The sequence below is a fragment of the Sphingomonas adhaesiva genome (assembly GCF_036946305.1).
Taxonomy (GTDB): domain Bacteria; phylum Pseudomonadota; class Alphaproteobacteria; order Sphingomonadales; family Sphingomonadaceae; genus Sphingomonas; species Sphingomonas adhaesiva_B.
Genome location: NZ_JAQIJJ010000008.1, coordinates 109946 through 129838, shown reverse-complemented (window position 1 = coordinate 129838; position 19893 = coordinate 109946). Strand labels below are relative to the sequence as shown.

16 protein-coding genes are annotated in these 19893 nt (G+C 69.8%); all 16 read left to right on the top strand.

Going from position 1 to position 19893, the window contains the following annotated elements; translation table 11 throughout:
• Window positions 1–121 precede the first annotated feature (121 nt).
• Window positions 122–2506 (top strand): TonB-dependent receptor plug domain-containing protein, encoded by a 2385-nt coding sequence (locus PGN14_RS14125; protein ID WP_335300228.1) that lies wholly within the window; start codon window positions 122–124, stop codon window positions 2504–2506.
• 108 nt (window positions 2507–2614) lie between these two features.
• Window positions 2615–3655, top strand: coding sequence for an LLM class flavin-dependent oxidoreductase (locus PGN14_RS14120; protein WP_335300227.1), 1041 nt, complete (start codon window positions 2615–2617; stop codon window positions 3653–3655).
• A 57-nt stretch (window positions 3656–3712) separates the two neighbouring features.
• A complete protein-coding gene (locus PGN14_RS14115) occupies window positions 3713–5764 on the top strand; it encodes a M13 family metallopeptidase (RefSeq protein WP_335300226.1) in 2052 nt (683 codons plus the stop codon).
• Between the two features lie 30 nt (window positions 5765–5794).
• A complete protein-coding gene (locus PGN14_RS14110) occupies window positions 5795–6400 on the top strand; it encodes a hypothetical protein (protein WP_335300225.1) in 606 nt (201 codons plus the stop codon).
• Window positions 6401–6591: 191 nt separating this feature from the next.
• The gene (locus PGN14_RS14105; RefSeq protein WP_335300224.1) at window positions 6592–6900 is read left to right on the top strand and encodes a hypothetical protein; all 309 of its coding nucleotides are present in this window, start codon (window positions 6592–6594) and stop codon (window positions 6898–6900) included.
• Between the two features lie 97 nt (window positions 6901–6997).
• The gene (locus PGN14_RS14100) at window positions 6998–7708 is read left to right on the top strand and encodes a hypothetical protein (protein WP_335300223.1); all 711 of its coding nucleotides are present in this window, start codon (window positions 6998–7000) and stop codon (window positions 7706–7708) included.
• Window positions 7709–7804: 96 nt separating this feature from the next.
• The gene (locus PGN14_RS14095) at window positions 7805–9301 is read left to right on the top strand and encodes a carboxylesterase/lipase family protein (protein ID WP_335300222.1); all 1497 of its coding nucleotides are present in this window, start codon (window positions 7805–7807) and stop codon (window positions 9299–9301) included.
• 130 nt (window positions 9302–9431) lie between these two features.
• A complete protein-coding gene (locus PGN14_RS14090; protein ID WP_335300221.1) occupies window positions 9432–10220 on the top strand; it encodes an SDR family NAD(P)-dependent oxidoreductase in 789 nt (262 codons plus the stop codon).
• Window positions 10221–10356: 136 nt separating this feature from the next.
• Window positions 10357–12522 (top strand): TonB-dependent receptor, encoded by a 2166-nt coding sequence (locus tag PGN14_RS14085; RefSeq protein ID WP_335300220.1) that lies wholly within the window; start codon window positions 10357–10359, stop codon window positions 12520–12522.
• Between the two features lie 17 nt (window positions 12523–12539).
• Window positions 12540–13940, top strand: a complete 1401-nt coding sequence (locus tag PGN14_RS14080) for an FAD-binding oxidoreductase (protein WP_335300219.1) — start codon at window positions 12540–12542, stop codon at window positions 13938–13940.
• Window positions 13937–15196 carry an MFS transporter gene (locus PGN14_RS14075; RefSeq protein WP_335300218.1) on the top strand — a complete coding sequence of 420 codons (1260 nt, stop codon included), beginning with the start codon at window positions 13937–13939 and terminating at the stop codon, window positions 15194–15196. The genes PGN14_RS14080 and PGN14_RS14075 overlap by 4 nt, the downstream gene beginning before the upstream one ends.
• A 52-nt stretch (window positions 15197–15248) precedes the next feature.
• Entirely contained in the window at window positions 15249–15995 is a 747-nt protein-coding gene (locus PGN14_RS14070; protein WP_335300217.1) for a helix-turn-helix domain-containing protein, read from the top strand.
• Window positions 15992–16684: a FadR/GntR family transcriptional regulator gene (locus PGN14_RS14065; RefSeq protein ID WP_335300216.1), complete on the top strand. Its 693-nt coding sequence runs from the start codon at window positions 15992–15994 to the stop codon at window positions 16682–16684. The genes PGN14_RS14070 and PGN14_RS14065 overlap by 4 nt, the downstream gene beginning before the upstream one ends.
• A gap of 74 nt (window positions 16685–16758) precedes the next feature.
• The gene (locus tag PGN14_RS14060; protein ID WP_335300215.1) at window positions 16759–17871 is read left to right on the top strand and encodes an acyl-CoA dehydrogenase family protein; all 1113 of its coding nucleotides are present in this window, start codon (window positions 16759–16761) and stop codon (window positions 17869–17871) included.
• A 13-nt stretch (window positions 17872–17884) separates the two neighbouring features.
• A complete protein-coding gene (locus tag PGN14_RS14055) occupies window positions 17885–19138 on the top strand; it encodes an acyl-CoA dehydrogenase family protein (protein ID WP_335300214.1) in 1254 nt (417 codons plus the stop codon).
• Entirely contained in the window at window positions 19131–19889 is a 759-nt protein-coding gene (locus tag PGN14_RS14050) for an enoyl-CoA hydratase/isomerase family protein (RefSeq protein ID WP_335300213.1), read from the top strand. Before PGN14_RS14055 ends, PGN14_RS14050 begins: the two co-directional genes overlap by 8 nt.
• Window positions 19890–19893 lie beyond the last annotated feature (4 nt).

Here is a 19893-nt window from a genome sequence, read left to right as displayed (position 1 = left end):
CGCCCCACTCTAGCTGGGCTTTAGCGTGGCCAATCAATTTGATCGATCCCCCAGTGGCGCGCTATGATTATGGTCACGACAAGACGGCGACACGACCGATCGCAAAAAAGGGAACGACATCATGCACATCCGCTCCATCCTTCTGGGTGCCAGCGCGCCGCTCGCGCTGCTGGCGACGATCGACACCGCACAGGCACAGGACGCCGCACCCGCGGTCGCGGCGGCGGACAGCACCGCCGACAGTGGCGAGGACATCGTCGTCACCGGCACGCGCGTCGCCGGGCGCTCGCGGCTGGAAACCGCCTCGCCGGTCGACGTGCTGTCGTCGAACAGCCTGCGTCAGCAGGGGACGACCGAACTGGCGCAGGCACTGGCCAATGTCGCCCCCTCGATCAGCTTCGCGCGCCCCGCCGCGACCGATGCCACCGACGCGATCCGCCCCGCCACGCTGCGCGGCCTGTCGCCGGACCAGACGCTGGTGCTGATCAACGGCGTGCGCACCAACGCGTCGGCGTCGCTCAACGTCAACGGCACGGTCGGGCGCGGCGCGGCCGCGGTCGACCTCAACACCGTGCCTACCGTGGCGCTCGACCGGATCGAGGTGCTGCGCGACGGCGCATCGGCGCAATATGGCTCCGATGCGATCGCGGGCGTCATCAACCTGCGGCTGCGCGAGGCGCGCGGCGGCGGCGCGGCGTCGGTCACCTACGGCTTCTACGACACGGAGGTGGAAACCGCGCGCGCACGCCGCAACGTGAAGGGCGAGTCGACCGTCACCGTTGCGGGGTGGCAGGGCGTCGGGCTGGGCCAGGACGGCTTCCTGACGCTGTCGGGCGAATATGTGCAGCGCAATCCCACCAACCGCGCCGATGCGCCCGCCGCCAACGCGCCGACCGGCGCCAGCGGCGTCGCGTTGCAGGGGCGCTTCGGCGATCCCGAGGTGGAGCAATATACGTTGTTCGCCAATGCCGGTGTGCCGCTGGGCGACGTGTGGCGGCTGTACGGCTGGGGCGGCGTCCAGCAGCGCGACACGGCGAGCGCGGCCTTCCCGCGTCCCAACAATGCCGGCGCGGTGCAGTATCTGGCGGCGGTCGGCTATCCCAACGGCTTCCTGCCGCTGATCGACACGCGGTCGCAGAACGTCACCTCCGCGGTCGGCGTGAAGGGCGAGATCGGCGGCTGGGGCGTCGACCTGACGGTCGGCTACGGCCGCAACAAGGTGCGCTTCCGCACCGAGAATTCGGCCAATTTCTCCTATGGCGCGGCCTCGCCCAAGAGCTTCTACGACGGTGCGGTGATCTACGACCAGTGGACCGCCGGGCTGGACGTCAGCAAGCGCTACGACGTGCTCGGCTCGCTCAACGTCGCCTGGGGGCTGGAGGGCCGCCGCGAAGGCTATGAGATCCAGCCCGGCGAGCCGGCGTCCTATTCCGCGCCCGCCACCGGCGCGGTCGCGGGCGCGCCGTCGATCGCACAGGGCTTCGCCGGCTTCTCCCCGCTCAACCAGATCAAGCGCAGCCGCCGCTCGGGCAGCGCCTACCTCGACCTGGAGGCGCAGCTGACCGACGCCTTCCTGATCGGGGTCGCGGCGCGCGGCGAAAGCTATTCCGACTTCGGCGAGATCGCAACCGGCAAGGTGTCGGCGCGCTACGACCTGACGCGCGGCATCGCGCTGCGCGGCACGGTGTCGACCGGCTTCCGCGCGCCGTCGCTCCAGCAGCAATATTTCACTTCGATCTCCTCGGTCCTCGTCGGCGGCAACATCATCGAGACGGGCACCTTCCCGTCGAACGATCCGCGCGTCGCGAACCTGGGCGCACGCGCGCTGCGACCGGAGAAGTCGACCAACTTCTCCGCCGGCACGGTGCTGCGCTTCGGCGGGTTCGACGTCACCGTCGACGGCTATCTCATCAGGCTGCGCGACCAGATCGCGCTGTCGGAGAACATCCCGGTCACGACGCTGCCCAATATCAGCGCGGCGCGCTTCTTCATCAACGGGCTGCGCTCCACGACCAAGGGGATCGACGTCGTCGCGCACTATCGCCTGCCGACGCAGGGGGCGGGCACGTTCGACCTGACCGTGGCGGGCAACGTCAACGACGTGTCGCTGACGACGCGGCCCTCGACCGCGCTGTTCGGGCGCAACCGCGTGCTGACGCTGGAGGAAGGCACCCCGCGCGAGAAGGTGGCGGGGACGATCGACTGGAGCGACGGCGCGCTGGGCGCGACGCTGCGCGCGACCTATTACGGCGACGTGACCCAGCCGGGCACCACCGCCGCGGGCGATGCGCATACCGGCCGGCACACCATCACCGACGCCGAGCTGCGCTATCGCGCGACGCGGGGCGCGGAGGTGGCGCTGGGCGTCAACAACCTGTTCGACATCTATCCCGATCGCTATCCCGGCACACTCAACGCGCCCAGCGGCGTGGTCGGCTTCCCCTATTATTCGCCGTTCGGCTTCAACGGGCGCTACATCTATGCGCGCGCCGGGCTGAACTGGTGACGGCAGCGCGCACGGTGCGCTGATCCGAAACGATGCGTTGCCGTGCGGGCCGTTGTACCGCGCGGCGACGCGAACCACGTTCGCAGGCGAAAGCGCAACGAGGTTCCCATGAAGAAGATCGGCTTCCTGTCCTTCGGCCATTGGTCCGATGCGACCGGCTCCGCGACGCGATCGGCATCCGACGTCCTGCTCCAGTCGATCGACCTGGCGGTCGCGGCGGAGGAGCTGGGCGCGGACGGCGCCTATTTCCGCGTCCATCACTTCGCCCGGCAGCTGGCATCGCCCTTCCCGCTGCTGGCGGCGGTAGCGGCGCGGACGCGCTCGATCGAGATCGGCACCGGCGTGATCGATATGCGGTACGAAAACCCGTTCTACATGGTCGAGGATGCCGGGTCCGCCGACCTCATCAGCCAAGGCCGGCTCCAGCTCGGGATCAGCCGCGGCTCGCCCGAACAGGTGATCGAGGGGTGGCGCCACTTCGGCTATGCGCCGGCGGCGGGCGAGAGCGATGCCGACATGGGGCGGCGCCATGCCGAGGTCTTGCTCGCCTTGCTTCAGGGACAGGGGTTCGCGCGCCCGAACCCGCAGCCGATGTTCCCCAACCCGCCCGGGCTGCTGCGGCTGGAGCCGCACGCACCGGGGTTGCGCGAGCGCATCTGGTGGGGCTCCGCCTCCGATGCGACCGCGGTCTGGGCGGCGCAGCAGGGCATGAACCTGCAAAGCTCGACGCTGAAGGCGGACGAGACGGGGGAGCCGTTCCACGTCCAGCAGGCCCGCCAGATCCGCGCCTATCGCGCGGCCTGGGCGGCGGCCGGGCACACGCGCACGCCGCGCGTGTCGGTGTCGCGGTCGATCTTCGCGCTGACCAGCGACCGCGATCGCGCCTATTTCGGACGCGGCGACGATGCCGATCACGTCGGCATCATCGACGACATGCGCGCGGTCTTCGGGCGTTCCTATGCCGCCGAACCCGACCGGCTGATCGAGCAGCTGCGCGCCGACGAGGCGATCGCGGAGGCCGACACGCTGCTGCTGACCGTCCCCAACCAGCTGGGCGTCGACTATAACGCGCATGTGATCGCGAACATCCTGCGCCATGTCGCCCCGGCGCTGGGCTGGCGTGACGATCCGCTCGGCGCCGCCGCTTAGGGGCGTGACCCGACCCGGCGAGTGGGATAGCGTCGCGCGATCTGAAGAGGATCATCGATGCGCCGTTCCGTCCTGCTCGCCGCCACCACCAGCCTGCTCGCCGTCCCCGCCCTGCTCGTCGCCCAGACCGCGACGCCGCGCTACGGCAGCTGGGGCCTGAACCTCGCGGACATGGACCGCAGCGTGAAGCCGGGCGACGACTTCTACGCTTTTGCCGAGGGGACCTGGCTGAAGAACCACCCGATCCCCGCCGACAAGGTGGGCGCGGGCTATAATTACGACCTGCCCGACGAGATCGAGGGGCAGGTGCGCGAGATCGTGGAGCAGGCAGCGGCGAACCCGGCCACGCCGACCGCGCGCAAGGTCGGCGACTTCTACGTCGCCTGGATGGACGACAAAGGGATCGAGGCGCGCGGGCTGGCGCCGCTGCGGCCGTATCTGGCGCGGATCGACGCGGTGGCGACGCGGCCGGAGCTGGTGCGGCTGATGATGCAGCCGGGAATGCCCGCGCCGGTCGAGGTCGGCATCGGCGTCGATCAGGACGATCCCACGCGCTACACCGCCAACGCCGGGCAGGCGCGGCTGGGACTGCCGGTGCGCGATTACTACCTACTGCCGGGCGAGAAATATGTTGCGATCCGCACGGCGTATCGCGCCTATCTGGTGCGCCTCCAGACGCTGGCCGGGCTGCCCGACCCGCAGGGCCGCGCCGACCGCATCATCGCGCTGGAGACGCGGCTGAGCCAGGACCAATGGACGCCCGAGCGGCGGCGCGACCCGGTGGCGATGCACAATCCGATGACGCGCGCGCAGCTGACGAAGCTGGCGCCCGAGTTCGACTGGACCGCCACCCTCGCCGCCATGGGGCTGGGCGCGGCGCAGAAGGTCGACGTGGCGGAAACGACCGCCGTCGCCGCGGCGGGGAAGCGGCTGGCCGACGTGCCGCTGTCGACGTGGAAGGAGTGGATGACCGCGCGCTTCGTCAGCGACCATGCCGCCTATCTGCCGCAGGCGTTCGACCAGGCGAACTTCGATTTCTACAAGAAGACGCTGTACGACGTGCCGGAACAGCGCGCACGCTGGAAGCGCGGCATCGCGCTGCTCGACGGTGCGCTGGGCGAGGCGGTGGGCGCGATCTACGTCCAGCGCTATTGGACGCCCGCGACCCAGGCCAAGGCGGACGAGCTGGTCGCCGATATGCGCGCCGCCTACAAGGACAAGATCGACGGCGCGTCGTGGATGGACGATGCGACGCGGACCGCGGCGCTGGCGAAGCTCGCCACCTTCGATCCGCGCATCGGGCATCCCGCCAAGTGGATCGACTACACGACGCTGGCGGTCAGCCGCACCGATCCGCTGGCGAATGCGGTGGCGTCCGACGCATTCGGCTGGGCGCTCCAGCTCCAGCGCTTCCCGCATCCGGTCGACCGCGGGCTGTGGTATATGACGCCGCAGACGGTGAACGCCTATTACGATCCGACGATGAACCAGATCACGTTGCCGGCCGCGATCCTGCAACCGCCGTTCTTCGACGCCGCCGCCGACCCCGCGGTCAATTACGCGGAGACGGGCGCGACCACGATCGGGCACGAAATGGGCCATGGCTTCGACGACGAGGGCCGCCAGTATGACGAGAAAGGCCGCCTGCGCGATTGGTGGACCGCGGCGAGTGCGGCGAAATACAATGTCCAGGCGGACCGGCTCGCGACCCAGTTCGACCAATATGAGCCGATCCCCGGCACCCGCATCAAGGGCCGGCTGACGCTGGGCGAGAACCTCGCCGATCTCGGCGGGATGGAGACGGCCTATGCCGCCTATCGCCGCTACGTGGCGCGGCACGGCGAGCCGGCGGTGCTGGACGGCTTCACCGGCGACCAGCGCTTCTTCCTGGCCTATGCGCAGGCGTGGCAGGGCAAGCGACGCGAGGGCGCGCAGCGCGCGGCGCTGCTGTCCGATCCGCACAGCCCCGACAAATATCGCGTCAACGGCATCGTCCGCAATTTCGGCCCCTGGTATGCGGCGTTCGGCGTGACGCCGGGCGACGCCCTGTACCTCGCACCGGACCAGCGCGTGTCGATCTGGGGCGCCATGCCCGCGGCACGCCGCTAGTCGCATGACGATCCGCCAAGAGAATTGCGCATGACGCCCCTGTCGTTCCGCTCCCCGTTTCGCCGCCGGTCGGCGCTCCTGCTCGCCGCGCTGCTGCTGCCGGGCGCGGCGGCGCACGCGCAGGGCTATGCCCCGCGCGACATCGGTCCCTGGGTGGTGTCGCCCAGCAGCGACAAGCAGGGCTGTTTCCTCACCCGCACCTTCCCGGCGCCGCGCGAAACCACGCTCCAGCTCGGGCTGGACACCGATGGCAGCAATCGCCTCACCATCCTCAACGCGCGCTGGTCGGTGCGCGAGAAGGAGCGGCTGCGGCTGACCTATCGCCTCTCGCGCGCCGCCTTCCCGCGCCATCTCGCGATCGGGCTTGCCGCGGAGGGCAAGAAGGGGTTCGTCACGACCTTCGGCGCGGCCTTCCCCGCGACCTTCGCGGCGTCGCGCTTCCTCCACATCACCCGCGGCGACGTGCCGGTCGAGGAACTCGACCTGGAGGGCAGCGGCACGGCGATCGCGGAGCTGCGCAAATGCGTCGCCTCCTATCGCGGCGCGCCACCCGCCGGTCGCACGATCGCGAAGGACACGGGCCGCATCCCGGCAGATCCGTTCGCGGTGAAGGTCAGACGCGACTCGCGCAAGTAACGAACGCCCTCCTCAATTCAGGGTTTGTTCATCCTCGCGGCCCGGCCAAGTTTCAGGAAAGTCAACGGCATAGGATAGCGGGTCATGGCACTCGATCCACCGCACGGCTGCCCCGGGCTATCGCCGCGTCTATTGCCGCCGGGCCGCGACGCGCGCTCCTTCGACACGTTATTAACCATTGGACGAGAGCGATGCACCCATCCCTGACGAAGCTGTCCCCCGCGCTGATGATCCTGCTGGCCGCGCCCGGCCTCGCCGGCTGTGCCACCAAATCCTATGTCCGCGAGCAGATCGCGCCGGTCAGCGCGCGCGTCGGCGCGCTGGAGACGCAGTTGCAGGCGACCGACGGGACCGCCAAGCAGGCGCTCGCCGAGGCGCAGGCCGCCGCAGGCCAGGCGCAGCAGCAGGGCCAGCGCCTCGACCAGATCAACGGTCGCGTCGACGGCGTCGAACAGCGCCTGCAGGAGCAGGAGCGGCGGGGCAAGCGGCCTCGTCACTGATCGGCGACGACGGGCGCGACCGTTCGCGCCCCTCGCGTCATGTATCACCGTGGCGGCGGTCTCCATCGGGGGCCGCCGCCGTCGCGCGTGGAAATCCATGAAGACCATGATCCCGTTTCTCGCCGGCGTGGCGCTGCTGGCGACCGGTGCCGATGCCGCACCGACCCCGCGCAAGCCCGCCCGGGCCAAGACCGCACCCCGCCCCGCCGCGGCCGCCGTCGTACCCAAGGCGCCGCTCCTCCCCTCGCCGCAGGGCCTGTTCGTCGCCGACTGGATCGCCACATCGGGCGACAATCGCAAGCTGCCCTATGCGGTCATCGACAAGAAGGCGGCCACGCTCACCCTCTACGATGCCAAGGGAAAAGCGCTCGACCAGGTGCCGGTGCTGATCGGCATCGCGCTGGGCGACGACGCCACACCGGGTGTCGGCAGCAAGAAGCTGGACGAGATCGGGCCGGCCGAGAAGACCACGCCCGCGGGGCGCTTTCTGGCGAAGTTCGGCTATGCCGCCGGGCGGCAGAGCGTGCTGTGGGTCGATTACGCCAACAGCGTCGCGATCCATGCCATCCCCGCCGATGCCGCCAAGGGCGAGAAGCGGCGCGAACGGATGCTGTCGCCCGATCCCGAGCGGCATCGCATCACCTTCGGCTGCATTAACGTGCCGCGCGCCTTCTATGCCGCGAAGCTGCAACCGCTGTTCCGCAAGAAGGGCGGCTATGTCTATGTCATGCCCGATATCAAGCCGTTGGAGGAGGTCTTCCCGCGGCTGCGCGTCCACGCGCTGACCACGCCGACGATAACGTCCTAGCCCCGGGGGGCGCGCGATACGCCGCGGCCAACGATCGTTGCCGATCGGCAAAGCGGCGGATCGCGCACCGTGGCGTGCGTTCGATAGAAGGTGCGGATGGCTCATGCGTCCCCTCCACAGGCTCCGCTGCTTCGGCTCGCATCCGGCGATGTAGAGGGCATCCGCGTCGACGGGGTGGAGGTGTTCCGGGCGATCCCCTATGCGCTGCCACCTACCGGGGACCGTCGCTTCCATCCGCCCATGGCGGTGCCGGCGGGGAGCGGATGCCGCGACGGCACGCAGCCCGGCCCCACCGCGCCGCAACGGACCCGCGCCGTTCCGGGGCTGGACGTGGTGCCGCTGATCGGCGCCGGCTGGCGCGCCGGCGACGATTATCTGACGCTCGACCTGTATCGTCCCGCGGACACGTCGGCGGCGCGGCCGGTCATGGTGTTCATCCACGGCGGCGGCTTCGTGGTCGGGGCGAAGGATGCGCCGGTTCAGGACGGCGCCACCTTCGCGCGCGACGGCGTGATCTATATCGCGATCAACTATCGGCTGGGGGTGGAGGGATTCCTGCCGATCCCGGGCGTGCCGACCAACCTGGGGCTGCGCGACATGATCGCGGCCCTGCACTGGGTGCGCGATCAGGCCGCCGCATATGGCGGCGATCCCGACAACGTCACCGTCTTCGGCGAATCCGCCGGCGCGATGGCGATCGCCGACCTCGTCGCCTCGCCGCTGGCGAAGGGGCTGTTCCGCCGCGCGATCATCCAGAGCGGGCATGGCGCGATGACGCGCGACCTTTCCGTCGCGCAGCGGCTGGTGCGCAAGCTCGCCGACCTGCTGCGCATCACCCCCGATCGCGCCGGCTTCGCCGCGGTCGCCCCGGGCGAGGCGCTGGACGCGGTGGAGAAGGTATCGCTGCCAACCACGCGGCTCGACCTGCGCGACGCGAGCGGACGCGAGCCGGTGTTCGGGATCAGCCGCTTCATCCCCGTCCATGGCGACGACGTGCTGCCCCAGCCCCCGCTCGATGCGCTGAAGGCGGGCGCGGGGGCCGGGGTCGACGTGCTGATCGGCAGCAATGCCGAGGAGATGAACCTGTATTTCGTCCCCGCCGGTGTGCTGCCCAAGGTCAACCGGCTGTTCGCCTGGCTGATCCTGCGGCGTGCGCAGCCGCGCGCCTGGGCGGTGCTCCGCGCCTATGGCATGGGCCGCGACACGCCGGGCCGCGTGCTGGTGCGCGCGCTGAGCGACCTCGTCTTCCGCTGGCCCGCGCGGCGCTTTGCGGAGGAACATCGCGGGCGGACATGGATGTACGAGTTCGACTGGCGCAGCCCGCGCTACGATGGCGCGCTGGGCGCGGGGCACGGCATGGAGCTGCCGTTCGTGTTCGACAGCCTCGCCACCACGACCGGCGCGGAAGGGCTGTGCGGCGCGGCGCCGCCGCAGGCGCTGGCCGACCGCGTCCACGCGATCTGGGTACGGTTCGCGACCGACGGCACGCTGCCCTGGCCCGAATTCACGCGCGAGCGGCGCCACGTCCACCAGCTGGCGGCGGACCGCACGATCGAGGAAGCGGTGATGCCCGCCGCGCGCTTCCTGCCGTGAACATCCAATCGTTTTTGCCGCGCGCTCGCCCCATCCGCACCGTCACCCCGGACGTGTTCCGGGGTCCAGGGTTCCACGCACTCAACGACCGCAAGGCGCGCTGAACCCTGGATGCCGGAACAGGTCCGGCATGACGAAGACACCAAAGGACACCCGCATGTATCTCGACCGTTTCCACGTCGACGGGCGCACCGCCTTCGTCACAGGCGGCGCGCAGGGGATCGGCTTCGCCTGTGCCGAGGCGCTGAGCGAGGCCGGCGCGCGGGTGACGATCGCGGATCGCGACGCCGCGCTGCTCGAACAGGGGATGGAGCGGCTGCGCGGCAAGGGCCATGCGGTCGAGGGCATCGTCCTCGACGTCACCGACAGCGCCGCGGTCACCGCGACGGCGGACCGGTTGGGGGCACAGGACATACTGGTCAACAACGCCGGGATCGCACGCAGCGACACCCCCGCGGAGGAGGTCGCCGACGAGCATTGGCTGAACGTCATCGACGTCAACCTCAACGGCACCTTCTGGTGCGCGCGCGCCTTCGGGCGGCACATGCTGGCCGCGGGGCGCGGCAGCATCGTCAATATCGGCTCGATGTCGGGTTTCATCGTCAACCGGCCCCAGCCGCAGAGCTATTACAACGCGTCCAAGGCCGCAGTGCACCAGCTTACCCGCAGCCTGGCGGCGGAATGGGCGCCGCGGGGCGTGCGCGTCAACGCGGTCGCACCGACCTATATCGCCACCCCGCTCAACGCGTTCGCCGACCAGGCGTCGGAGATGTACCGGCGCTGGATCGACGGCACGCCGCAGGGGCGGTTGGGCGAGCCGGAGGAGGTGGCGAGCGTGGTGCTGTTCCTGGCGTCCGACGCGTCCAGCCTGATGACGGGCAGCATCGTGCTGGCGGACGGCGGCTATAGCTGCTGGTAGCACGGGTCCCCGGGCGCATCGGCGAACAGGTTGATCCGATCGGCAAAGCCGCAGACCTTTCTGATAGGTTTTCACGGCGCTAGACCTTTCCGACAGGTGGACGAGCGATCCACCCGCCACAGGAGAGGTTTCCACCATGCGTCTGGTTCTGCTCGCGTCCACCGCCGCCATCGCGCTCACCACGCCCGCCTTTGCGCAGACCGACCAGCGCGCCGCCGAGACCACCGGGCAGGATTCGCCTCGCCAGACGCAGGCGCAGGCCGCCGCCTCCACCTATGATTCGGGCGAGATCGTCGTCACCGCGCGCAAGCGCGAGGAGACTTTGCTCGACGTGCCGATCGCCGCCACCGCGATCACCGGCACCGTGCTGGAGAACCGCGGCATCACCTCGGTGCGCGAGGCCGCGGCGCTGACCCCGGGGCTCAACATCAATTCGGACGGCGCGGGGCGCGCCTTCGTCGCGATCCGCGGCGTCGGCGTCACCTTGGTGCAGACGGTGCAACCGGGCGTCGGCCTGTTCATCGACGGCGTGTACCAGCCCAATACCTCGTACCTGAACAACCCGCTGCTCGACGTCGAGCGGATCGAGGTGCTGCGCGGGCCGCAGGGAACGCTGTACGGCAAGAACACGCTGGGCGGCGCGATCAACGTCATCACGCGCCAGCCGGGCAACGAGCTGGAGGCGCGCGTGATCGGCAGCTACGCCGGCCCGGACGACAGCTGGCTGTTGTCGGGATCGATCGGCGGCCCGATCGTGAAGGACGTGCTGGCGGTCCGCGTCGCCGCCTCGCATCGCCAGCAGGACGGTTTCCTGCGCAACACCGTGATCGGCGGCGACGCCAACCCGTTCAACACCGACTCGGTCAACGCCACGATCCGCTTCACCCCCGGCGACACGACGCGGCTGACGATCAAGGGCGCCTACGACTGGGTCGATGGCGTCAATACGCCCTATGCGCGCGTCGCCGGCCCCACCGATTATTCGCGCAACGTGCAGTTCAACACGCCCAATCGCGTCACCTTCCATTACAAGGACGCCAATGCGCGGCTCGAACAGGACCTGGGCCTGCACACGCTGACGCTGATCGGTGCGTACAACGAGCGTACCAGCACCGTCATCGACGGCGAGGGCGACTTCGGACCGGTCGATTTCGTGCGCTCGCGCGGGCGCGACGTGCTGCGCACCCGCACCGCGGAGGCGCGGCTGGACAGCAAATGGAGCGATACCGTCTCCTCGCTGGTGGGCCTGTTCTACAGCCGCGAGACATTCGACGCCGCCAGCACCACGACGATCGTGCCGCTGGCGCGTGCGGTGCCGCAGACCAGCGCCAACAAGGCGGACACCTATGCCGCCTTCGGCACGCTCTTCTGGAAGCCGAACAGCGATTACGAGGTCGCGCTGGGCCTGCGCTACGACCATGAGGATCGCGCCGCGAACGGCACCGTCGGCGGGGTCGCGGTACCGCAGGCGAAGATCAAGTCGGACCAGTGGGAGCCGCGCATCACGCTGACGCGCCACTGGGATCCGGAGTTCATGACCTATGCCTCGGTTTCGCGCGGGTATCGCGGCGGCGGGTTCAATGCGCCGACCGCGCCGACGCGGACCTACAAGGGCGACTCCGCCTGGGTGTACGAGGCGGGCGCGAAATACGCCTCGGCGGATCGTCGGTCGTCGCTGTCGGCGGCGTTGTTTTATAGCGATTACAAGGATTACATCGGCCTCAACTCGATCGCGCCGTCGTCGGCGGGCGGGCTGGTGACGGTCGACCTCAACGCCGGCGACGTCGCCAGCTACGGCATCGAGATCGAGGGCTTCTTCAAGCCGGTGCCGGCATGGACGATCAGCGGCGGGCTGACCGTGATGCACGCCCGGCTGACCGACAGCAGCGCCTATACCGCGATCACGGGGCGGCGGCTGTCGTCGGACCGGCTGACCTTCCAGCCCGACGTGTTCGGCAACATCAGCAGCGACTATACCGTGCCGCTGGCGGACGACCGCTCGATTACCTTGTCGGCCGGGCTGACCGGCAAGAGCAAGCGGCTGGCGGCGACGCTGAACGAGACGACCCCGACATTGCTCAACGGCTATGTGCTGGGCAACGCCTCCGCCACCTATCGCGTCGGTGCGGTCGAGGTGGGCGCGTTCGTCAACAACCTGTTCAACACGCGCTATTTCGAATCCTATATCGAGAAGACGACGCTGCTGCTGGCGGGGATCAATTTCCCCGGCGCACCGGCGAGCGACCTGGGGATCATCGGCGACCTGCGCCGCTACGGCGTGCGCGCGTCGATCCGCTTCTGACCGGAAGGCTGACGGCCATGCACCACGATCCCCTGCCACCGCGCGCACCGCTCGCGCCCGACCTGCTCGCCGGGCTGGAGGCGCGGTTCGGGCGCCAGTTGCACCTGACCGATGCGATGCGCGAGCAGCACGGCCGGTCGGAGGCGCATTTCGCCACCGCGCTGCCGGATGCGGTGGTCTATGCGCGATCGACCGAGGATGTGGTCGATCTGGTGCGCTGGTGCACCCGGCATGACGTGCCGATCGTCGCATTCGGCGCGGGCACCTCGATCGAGGGCAATGCGCTGCCGGTGCGCGGCGGGGTGAGCGTCGATTTGTCGGAAATGAACGCGATCGTCGCGGTCAACGCGGAGGATTTCGACTGTACCGTGCAGGCCGGCTGCCGGCGCGAGGAATTGAACCTGCACCTGCGCGACCAGGGGCTGTTCTTCCCGATCGATCCCGGTGCCAATGCGACGATCGGCGGCATGGCCGCAACGCGCGCCAGCGGCACCAATGCCGTGCGCTATGGCACGATGCGCGAGGCGGTGCTGTCGTTGACCGTCGTCACCCCGGACGCGAAGGTAATCCGCACCAGCCGCCGCGCGCGCAAGTCCGCCGCCGGCTATGACCTCACCCGCCTGTTCGTCGGGTCGGAAGGCACATTGGGGATCATCACCGAGGTGACGCTGCGGCTGCACCCGATCCCGGAGCAGATCTCCTCCGCAGTCTGCGGATTCGCCACGTTGCAGGGCGCGGTCGACACGGTGGTGCAGTCGATCCAGCTCGGCGTGCCGCTGGCGCGTGTCGAGATCCTGGACGAGATGCAGATCCGCGCGGTCAACCGCTGGTCGAAGCTGGCGCTGCCCGAGGTGACGACGCTGTTCTTCGAATTCCACGGCTCGCCCGCGGGCGTCGCGGAGCAGATCGCGACCGTCGAGGCGCTCGCCGAGGGCAATGGCGGCGGCGCCTTCGCCTGGTCCAACCTGCCCGAGGAACGCGCGCGGCTGTGGAAGGCGCGGCACGAGGCCTATTATGCCGCGGTGAACCTGCGCGCGGGCGCGGTCGGCTGGACCACCGACGTGTGCGTGCCGATCAGCCGCCTGCCCGCGTGCATCACCGAGACGCAAGCCGATCTGGCGGCATCGAGCGTGCCCGCGACGATCCTGGGGCATGTCGGCGATGGCAATTTCCACGTCATCTTCTCGGTCGATCCGTCCGCCCCGCACGAGATGGCGGAGGTCGCCGCGATCAACGCCCGGCTGGTCGAGCGCGCGCTGGCGATGGACGGCACCTGCACCGGCGAGCACGGCATCGGCCTCGGCAAGCAGGAATGGCTGGTGGCGGAGCTGGGCGACGCGGTCGACGTGATGCGCACGCTGAAACAGGCGCTGGATCCGAAGGACCTGTTCAACCCCGGCAAGATCTTCGCGCGTTGAGCGACGCCTCCGCACCGCGCGCCGGCTGGTCGCTGGGCGTCCTCGCGCTCGGGCTCACCGCCGGGTTCGCCGCCATGGGATCGTTCGGCACGGTACAGGACAGCGCCAAGGCCGAACTGGCGCTGAGCGACCAGACGCTCGCGCTGGTGCAGGGCGTCGCGGCGGCGGTGCCGCTGGCGCTGCTGTCGGTCCCGATCGGCATCCTGGTCGACCGGCGCAACCGCGTGCGGCTGTTCCTGGGGCTGGCGTTGCTGTGGACGCTGGGGACGCTGCTGACCGCGTTCGCCTCCTCCACCGCGATGCTGTTCGTCGCGCGGATGATGACCGGCACGGGCACGACCGGCGCGCTGACCGCGGCGCTGTCGCTGGGGGCGGACCTGTATCCGCCGAGCGCGCGCGGGCGCGCGATGCTGGTGATGACGCTGGGCAAGTCGCTGGGCATCGCCGCCGGGTTCGCGCTCTCGGGCACGCTGTTCGGCATGATCCCGGGCGGGCTGCCGGGGTTCAGCGGCTGGCGCGCGGTACACCTGATCTTGGGCGCCGTATTCGCATTGTGCCTGCTGCCGCTGCTGACGCTGCGCGAGCCGGCGCGGCGCGAGGTCGCGGTGGCGGGCGCGCCGCTGAGGGAGGTCGCGCGCGAATTGTGGACGCGCCGCGCCTTCCTGCTGCCGCTGTTCATCGGGCAGGTGAGCGTGGTGATGGCCGACAATTCGGCGCTGATCTGGGCCGCGCCGGTGCTGGGGCGGCATTATGGCCTGACACCCGATCGATTCGCGGGCTGGATGGGGGCGCTGGTGTTCGCCACCGGACTGGGCGGTGCGGTGCTGGGCGGCATCGCCGCGGATGGGGGACAGCGCAGCGGGCGACGCGGCGGCGTACTGATCGGCGCGCTGGTCGCCGCCGCGATCGGCGCGCCGGCCGCGCTGTTCCCGGTCGCCGGATCGGTGCCGCTGTTCGCCTTCAGCATGGGGGTGCTGATCCTGTGCGGCACGGTGACGGGGCTGATCACCTCGGTCGCGCTGACCGTGCTGATCCCCAACGAGGCGCGCGGGCTGTGCATCGGGCTGTTCATCGCGGTCGCTGGCGTGATCGGCTTCGGCGTGGCACCGACCGCGGTGACATGGGTCAGCACGCTGCTGGGCGGCGAACGGCACCTCGCCACCGCGCTGGCGCTGGTCGGCGTGGGCACCGGCGTCGCCTCGATCGCCGCCTTCGCACAGGCGATCCGCCGCGCGCCGGAAACACCTGTCAGATAGGTGTTGACGAATACCTGTCTGACAGGTCATCTTTCCCGCAGGAGAGATGCCGATGACCAAGCAATGTATCGAGGTGTCGCCCGAGATGCGCTCCTACGTGGGTGCCGGGCTGCCGCTGCCACCCGCCCCGCGCGACTGGCTGCTGTTCGCCTTCGACGGACTGGCCGAGGCACCGGCGCGGGTAGCGATCGTATCGAACGCGGCGGATGATGGAATGGCCGGCGCCGCGCTGGTCTTCGCGGTCGATCCCGCAGCCTGCGGTCGCCTGACGGGCGAACGGCCGGTCGGCACGGGCCGCTGGTACCTGCCGACCGACCTGCGCAGCGTGGCGCTGGCGATCACCGACTGCGCGCTGCCGGAACCGGCGCGCGCCACGCTGCGGCTGGCCAAGAGCATCGAGCTGCTGCTGGCATTGCTGACCCGCGCGGTCGCGGGCGAACTGGTCGCCGCGGACAGCGCGGGCGAACTGCTGGAGGGCGATGCGATGCGCATCCTCGCCGCGCGGCGGATGATCGACGAGAACTGGCGCGAGAAGCTGACGCTGGACGAGATCGCGCGCAGCTGCGGCGTCAATCGCGCCAAGCTGACGCGCGGGTTCCGCGCGATGTTCCGCTGCTCGGTCGCCGATGCGCTGGCGGAAAACCGGCTGACCCGCGCGCGCCACATGCTGCGCGAGACCGACCTTGCGGTGTCCTCGATCGGCTATGCCTGCGGTTATCAGAACAACGCCAGCTTCACGCGCGCCTTCTCGCGCCGCTTCGGCATGCCGCCCAGCCAGTTGCGGCAGGTGGCGGCATGACCCCGGTCGAGGGCGGGTCGCTCGCCGACCATGCCGCGCGCCGCGTGCGCGAGCATATCCGCGCCCACGACCTGAAGGTGGGCGATCCGCTGCCGGGCGAGGGCTGGTTCGCGACCGATCTGGGGGTCAGCCGCGCGGTGATCCGCGAGGCGTTCGGCGCGCTCGCCGCGCTGCGGCTGATCGACGTCGCCAACGGCCGGCGCGCGCGCGTCGGCGCGATCGACGGATCGGTGATGGGCACCTCGATCGAACATGCCGTCGTCACCGCGCAGATCTCCGTCGCGGAGGTGTGGGACGTGCGCCGCACGCTGGAGATGCGCACCGCCGAACTCGCCGCCTGCCACCGCACCGCGGCCGACGCGGACGAGATCGCGCGCGAGGCGGATGCGATGGTCGCCGCGGGCGATGCGTTGCAACAGGTGACGCAGCACGACATCCTCTTCCACCAGGCGATCGCGCGCGCCAGCGGCAACACGCTGTTCCGCCAGACGATCCGCTCGTTCGAGCCGCTGATGACGATCGCGGTGCCGGTGGCGTGGCGCACCCGCGTCACGCCGGAACAGCGGCGCGACATCCTGCGCACGCATCAACAGATCGCGGACGCCATCCACCGCAGCGATCCCGCAGCGGCGGTGCAGGCGATGGACAGCCATTTCATCGCGTCGATCAGCGAGTTGCTGCACCGCTGAGGCGATCAAGGGGAGTTGCACAACCTTCCGTCAGCGTGCATCACCTCCCATAACGAAAGTTATGGAGAGGCGAGATGCAGTTCGATTTCAACGAACAGCAGGCCGAGTTCCGTGCCGAGGCGCGGCGCTTCCTTGCGGCCGAATGCCCACCTGCCCGGGTGCGCGGGGCGATCGAGGCAAAGCAGTTCGACCGCGCGCTGTGGCAGGGCGTGGCGGAGATGGGCTTCCTGGGGATTGCGATCCCGGAGCAACATGGCGGGCTGGGGCTCGGCTATCTCGAACTGTGCGCGGTGGCGGAGGAGTTCGGCCGCGCGATCGCGCCGCTGCCGATCCTGTCCTCGGTCTATCTCGCCTCGGAGGCGATCGTGTCGTTCGGCTCGCCCGGACAGCAGGCGGCGTGGCTGCCCCGGCTGGCCGCAGGCGCGGCGATCGGCTGCCTCGCCGCGGCGGAGGGGGAACGGCTGAACGAGGGCGCCCTGCGCGTCACCTTCGCCAACGGGCGACTCGACGGGGTCAAGACGCCGGTGCTGGACGGCGACATCGCCGATGTCGCGATCGTGCTGGCGAAGGACGGTGACGCGACGAGCCTGGTCCTGGTCGACCTGACGCAGCCGGAGGTCACGCGGACGCGACTCGACACCGTCGATCCGTCGCGCGGCTATGCCGAACTGTCCTTCGCCGGTGCGGCGGGCGAGCGGCTGGGCGAGCGCGGCGAAGGCTGGGCGATGTACCAGACGCTGCTGGACCGCGCGGCGGTGCTGGTCGCATTCGAACAGATCGGCGGGGCCGATCGCGCGCTGGAGATGGCGCGCGACTATGCGCTGGAGCGGATGGCGTTCGGGCGCCAGATCGGCAGCTTCCAGGCGATCAAGCACATGCTGGCCGACATGTATGTCGCCGCCACGCTGGCGCGGTCGAACGCCTATTACGGCGCCTGGGCGCTGTCCACCGGCGCGGCCGAGCTGCCGCAGGCGGCGGCAACCGCGCGCGTGTCCGCGACCAACGCCTTCCGCCATTGCGCCAAGAACAACATCCAGGTGCACGGCGGCATGGGCTTCACCTGGCAGATGGACTGCCACCTCTTCTACCGCCGCGCGCAGCAGCTGGCGCTCGCGCTCGGAAGTCAGCCCGACTGGGAGGAGAAGCTCGTCTCCCGCCTCGCCGCCGTCAACGAACCGATCGCCTGAGGAGGCCACGCCCATGAACTTCGACGATACGCCCGAAGAGGCCGCCTTCCGCGCCGAGGCGCGCGCCTGGATCGACGCCAACGCGCCGACCTATCTGTATCCGATCCTGTCCGGCTCCGGCTTCGGCACGTCGCCCGACATCGCCGATTTCGACATGCTCGCCGAAGCGAAGAAGTGGCAGAAGGCGAAGCGCGACGCCGGCTGGGCCTGCCTCCACTGGCCGAAGAAATATGGCGGCCGCGGCGCCACGCCGATGCAGCGCGTGATCTGGAACCAGGAGGAGGGCGTGTACGCGCAGCTCTCCTTCACCTTCATCATCGGTCAGGGGATGTGCGGCCCGACGGTGATGGCCTGGGGCAACGAGGAGGACAAGCAGCGCCTGCTGCCGCCACTCGCCGCGGGCGAGGACATCTGGTGCCAGATGTTCTCCGAACCGGCCGCCGGCTCCGACCTCGCCGGGCTGCGCACGCGCGCGGTGCAGGAGGAGAGCAGCGGCGACTGGATCGTCAACGGATCGAAGATCTGGACCAGCGGCGCGCATATCAGCCAGTATGGCATCCTGCTGACGCGCACCGACCCCGGCGTCGCCAAGCACAAGGGGCTGACGATGTTCTGGGTCGACATGCGCTCGCCCGGCATCGAGGTGCGCCCGATCCTTCAGGCGCATGGCCAGTCGGGGTTCAACGAGGTGTTCTTCACCGACCTGCGCATCCCCGATCGCCAGCGGCTGGGCGCGGTCGGCAATGGCTGGAACGTCAGCCTGACGACGCTGATGAACGAGCGGCTGTCGATCGGATCGGGCATGTCGACCGGGTTCGAACCGCTGCTCGACTATGCGATCCGCGCGCCGGGCCACGACGGCGGGCGGCTGGTCGACGATCCCGCGATCCGGTCGAAGCTGGCGGATTGGGCGACCAAGGCGAGCGGGCTGAAATATACCGCGATGCGCTCGCTGACCGCGCTGTCGAAGGGCGAGCAGCCGGGGCCGGAGAATTCGATCGGCAAGCTGGTCGCCGGCACGACGATGCAGGAGATCGCGATGTTCGCGATCGACCAGCAGGGCGAGGCGGGGGTGCTGACCGATGCGACGCGCGCCGCCGCCGCCGCGCGATTCCAGGCGATGCTGATGCGCAGCCCGGCGACCCGGATCGAGGGCGGCACGGACGAGATCCTGCGCAACATCATCGCCGAGCGCGTGCTGGGGCTGCCCGGCGACGTCCGCGTCGACAAGGACGTGCCGTTCGAAAAGATCCCGACGCGTGCCTGACGCGACGCCCGCACCCCTCGTCCTGCGCGAGGATATGCACGGCTGGTGCCGGCTGACGCTCAACCGGCCGGACAAGCTCAACGCGCTGACGGTCGGCGTCTTTCGCGAGCTGCGCGCGCATGTCGCGGCGCTGCGTGACGACGATACCATCGCCTGCGTCGTGCTGCGCGGCGCGGGGCGCTGTTTCTCCGCCGGGCACGACCTGGCCGATATCGCGACCGGCGAGGAGGTGCCCTCGCGCGGGTGGCATTCGGAGACGCTGCGGCTGATGGAGAAATTGCCGATGCCCGTCATCGCGGCGGTCCACGGCCATTGCTACACCGGCGCGCTGGAGGTGGCCCTGGCGTGCGACTTCATCGTCGCGGCCGACAATGCGCGCTTCGGCGACACCCATGCGAAATGGGCGCTGACCCCGATCTGGGGAATGAGCCAGCGGCTGCCGCGGCGCGTCGGCGTGGCGACCGCCAAGCGGCTGATGTTCACCGCCGATATGATCGACGCGGCCGAGGCGCTGCGGATCGGGCTTGCCGAAAGCGTCATCCCGCTCGACCGCTTCGATGCGGAGGTGGCGGCGCTGGCAGGGCGGATCGCCGCCAATTCGCGCTTCAGCCATGCCGCCAACAAGCGGCTGCTGGATGCGACCGACGGCGGCGCGCTCGACGCCGGGCTGCAATGGGAAGTGATGGAGAATGAGGGCGTCGGCCCCGACATGCGCGCGCGCATCGCGGCGTTCACCGACAAGAAGGCGTGAGGGA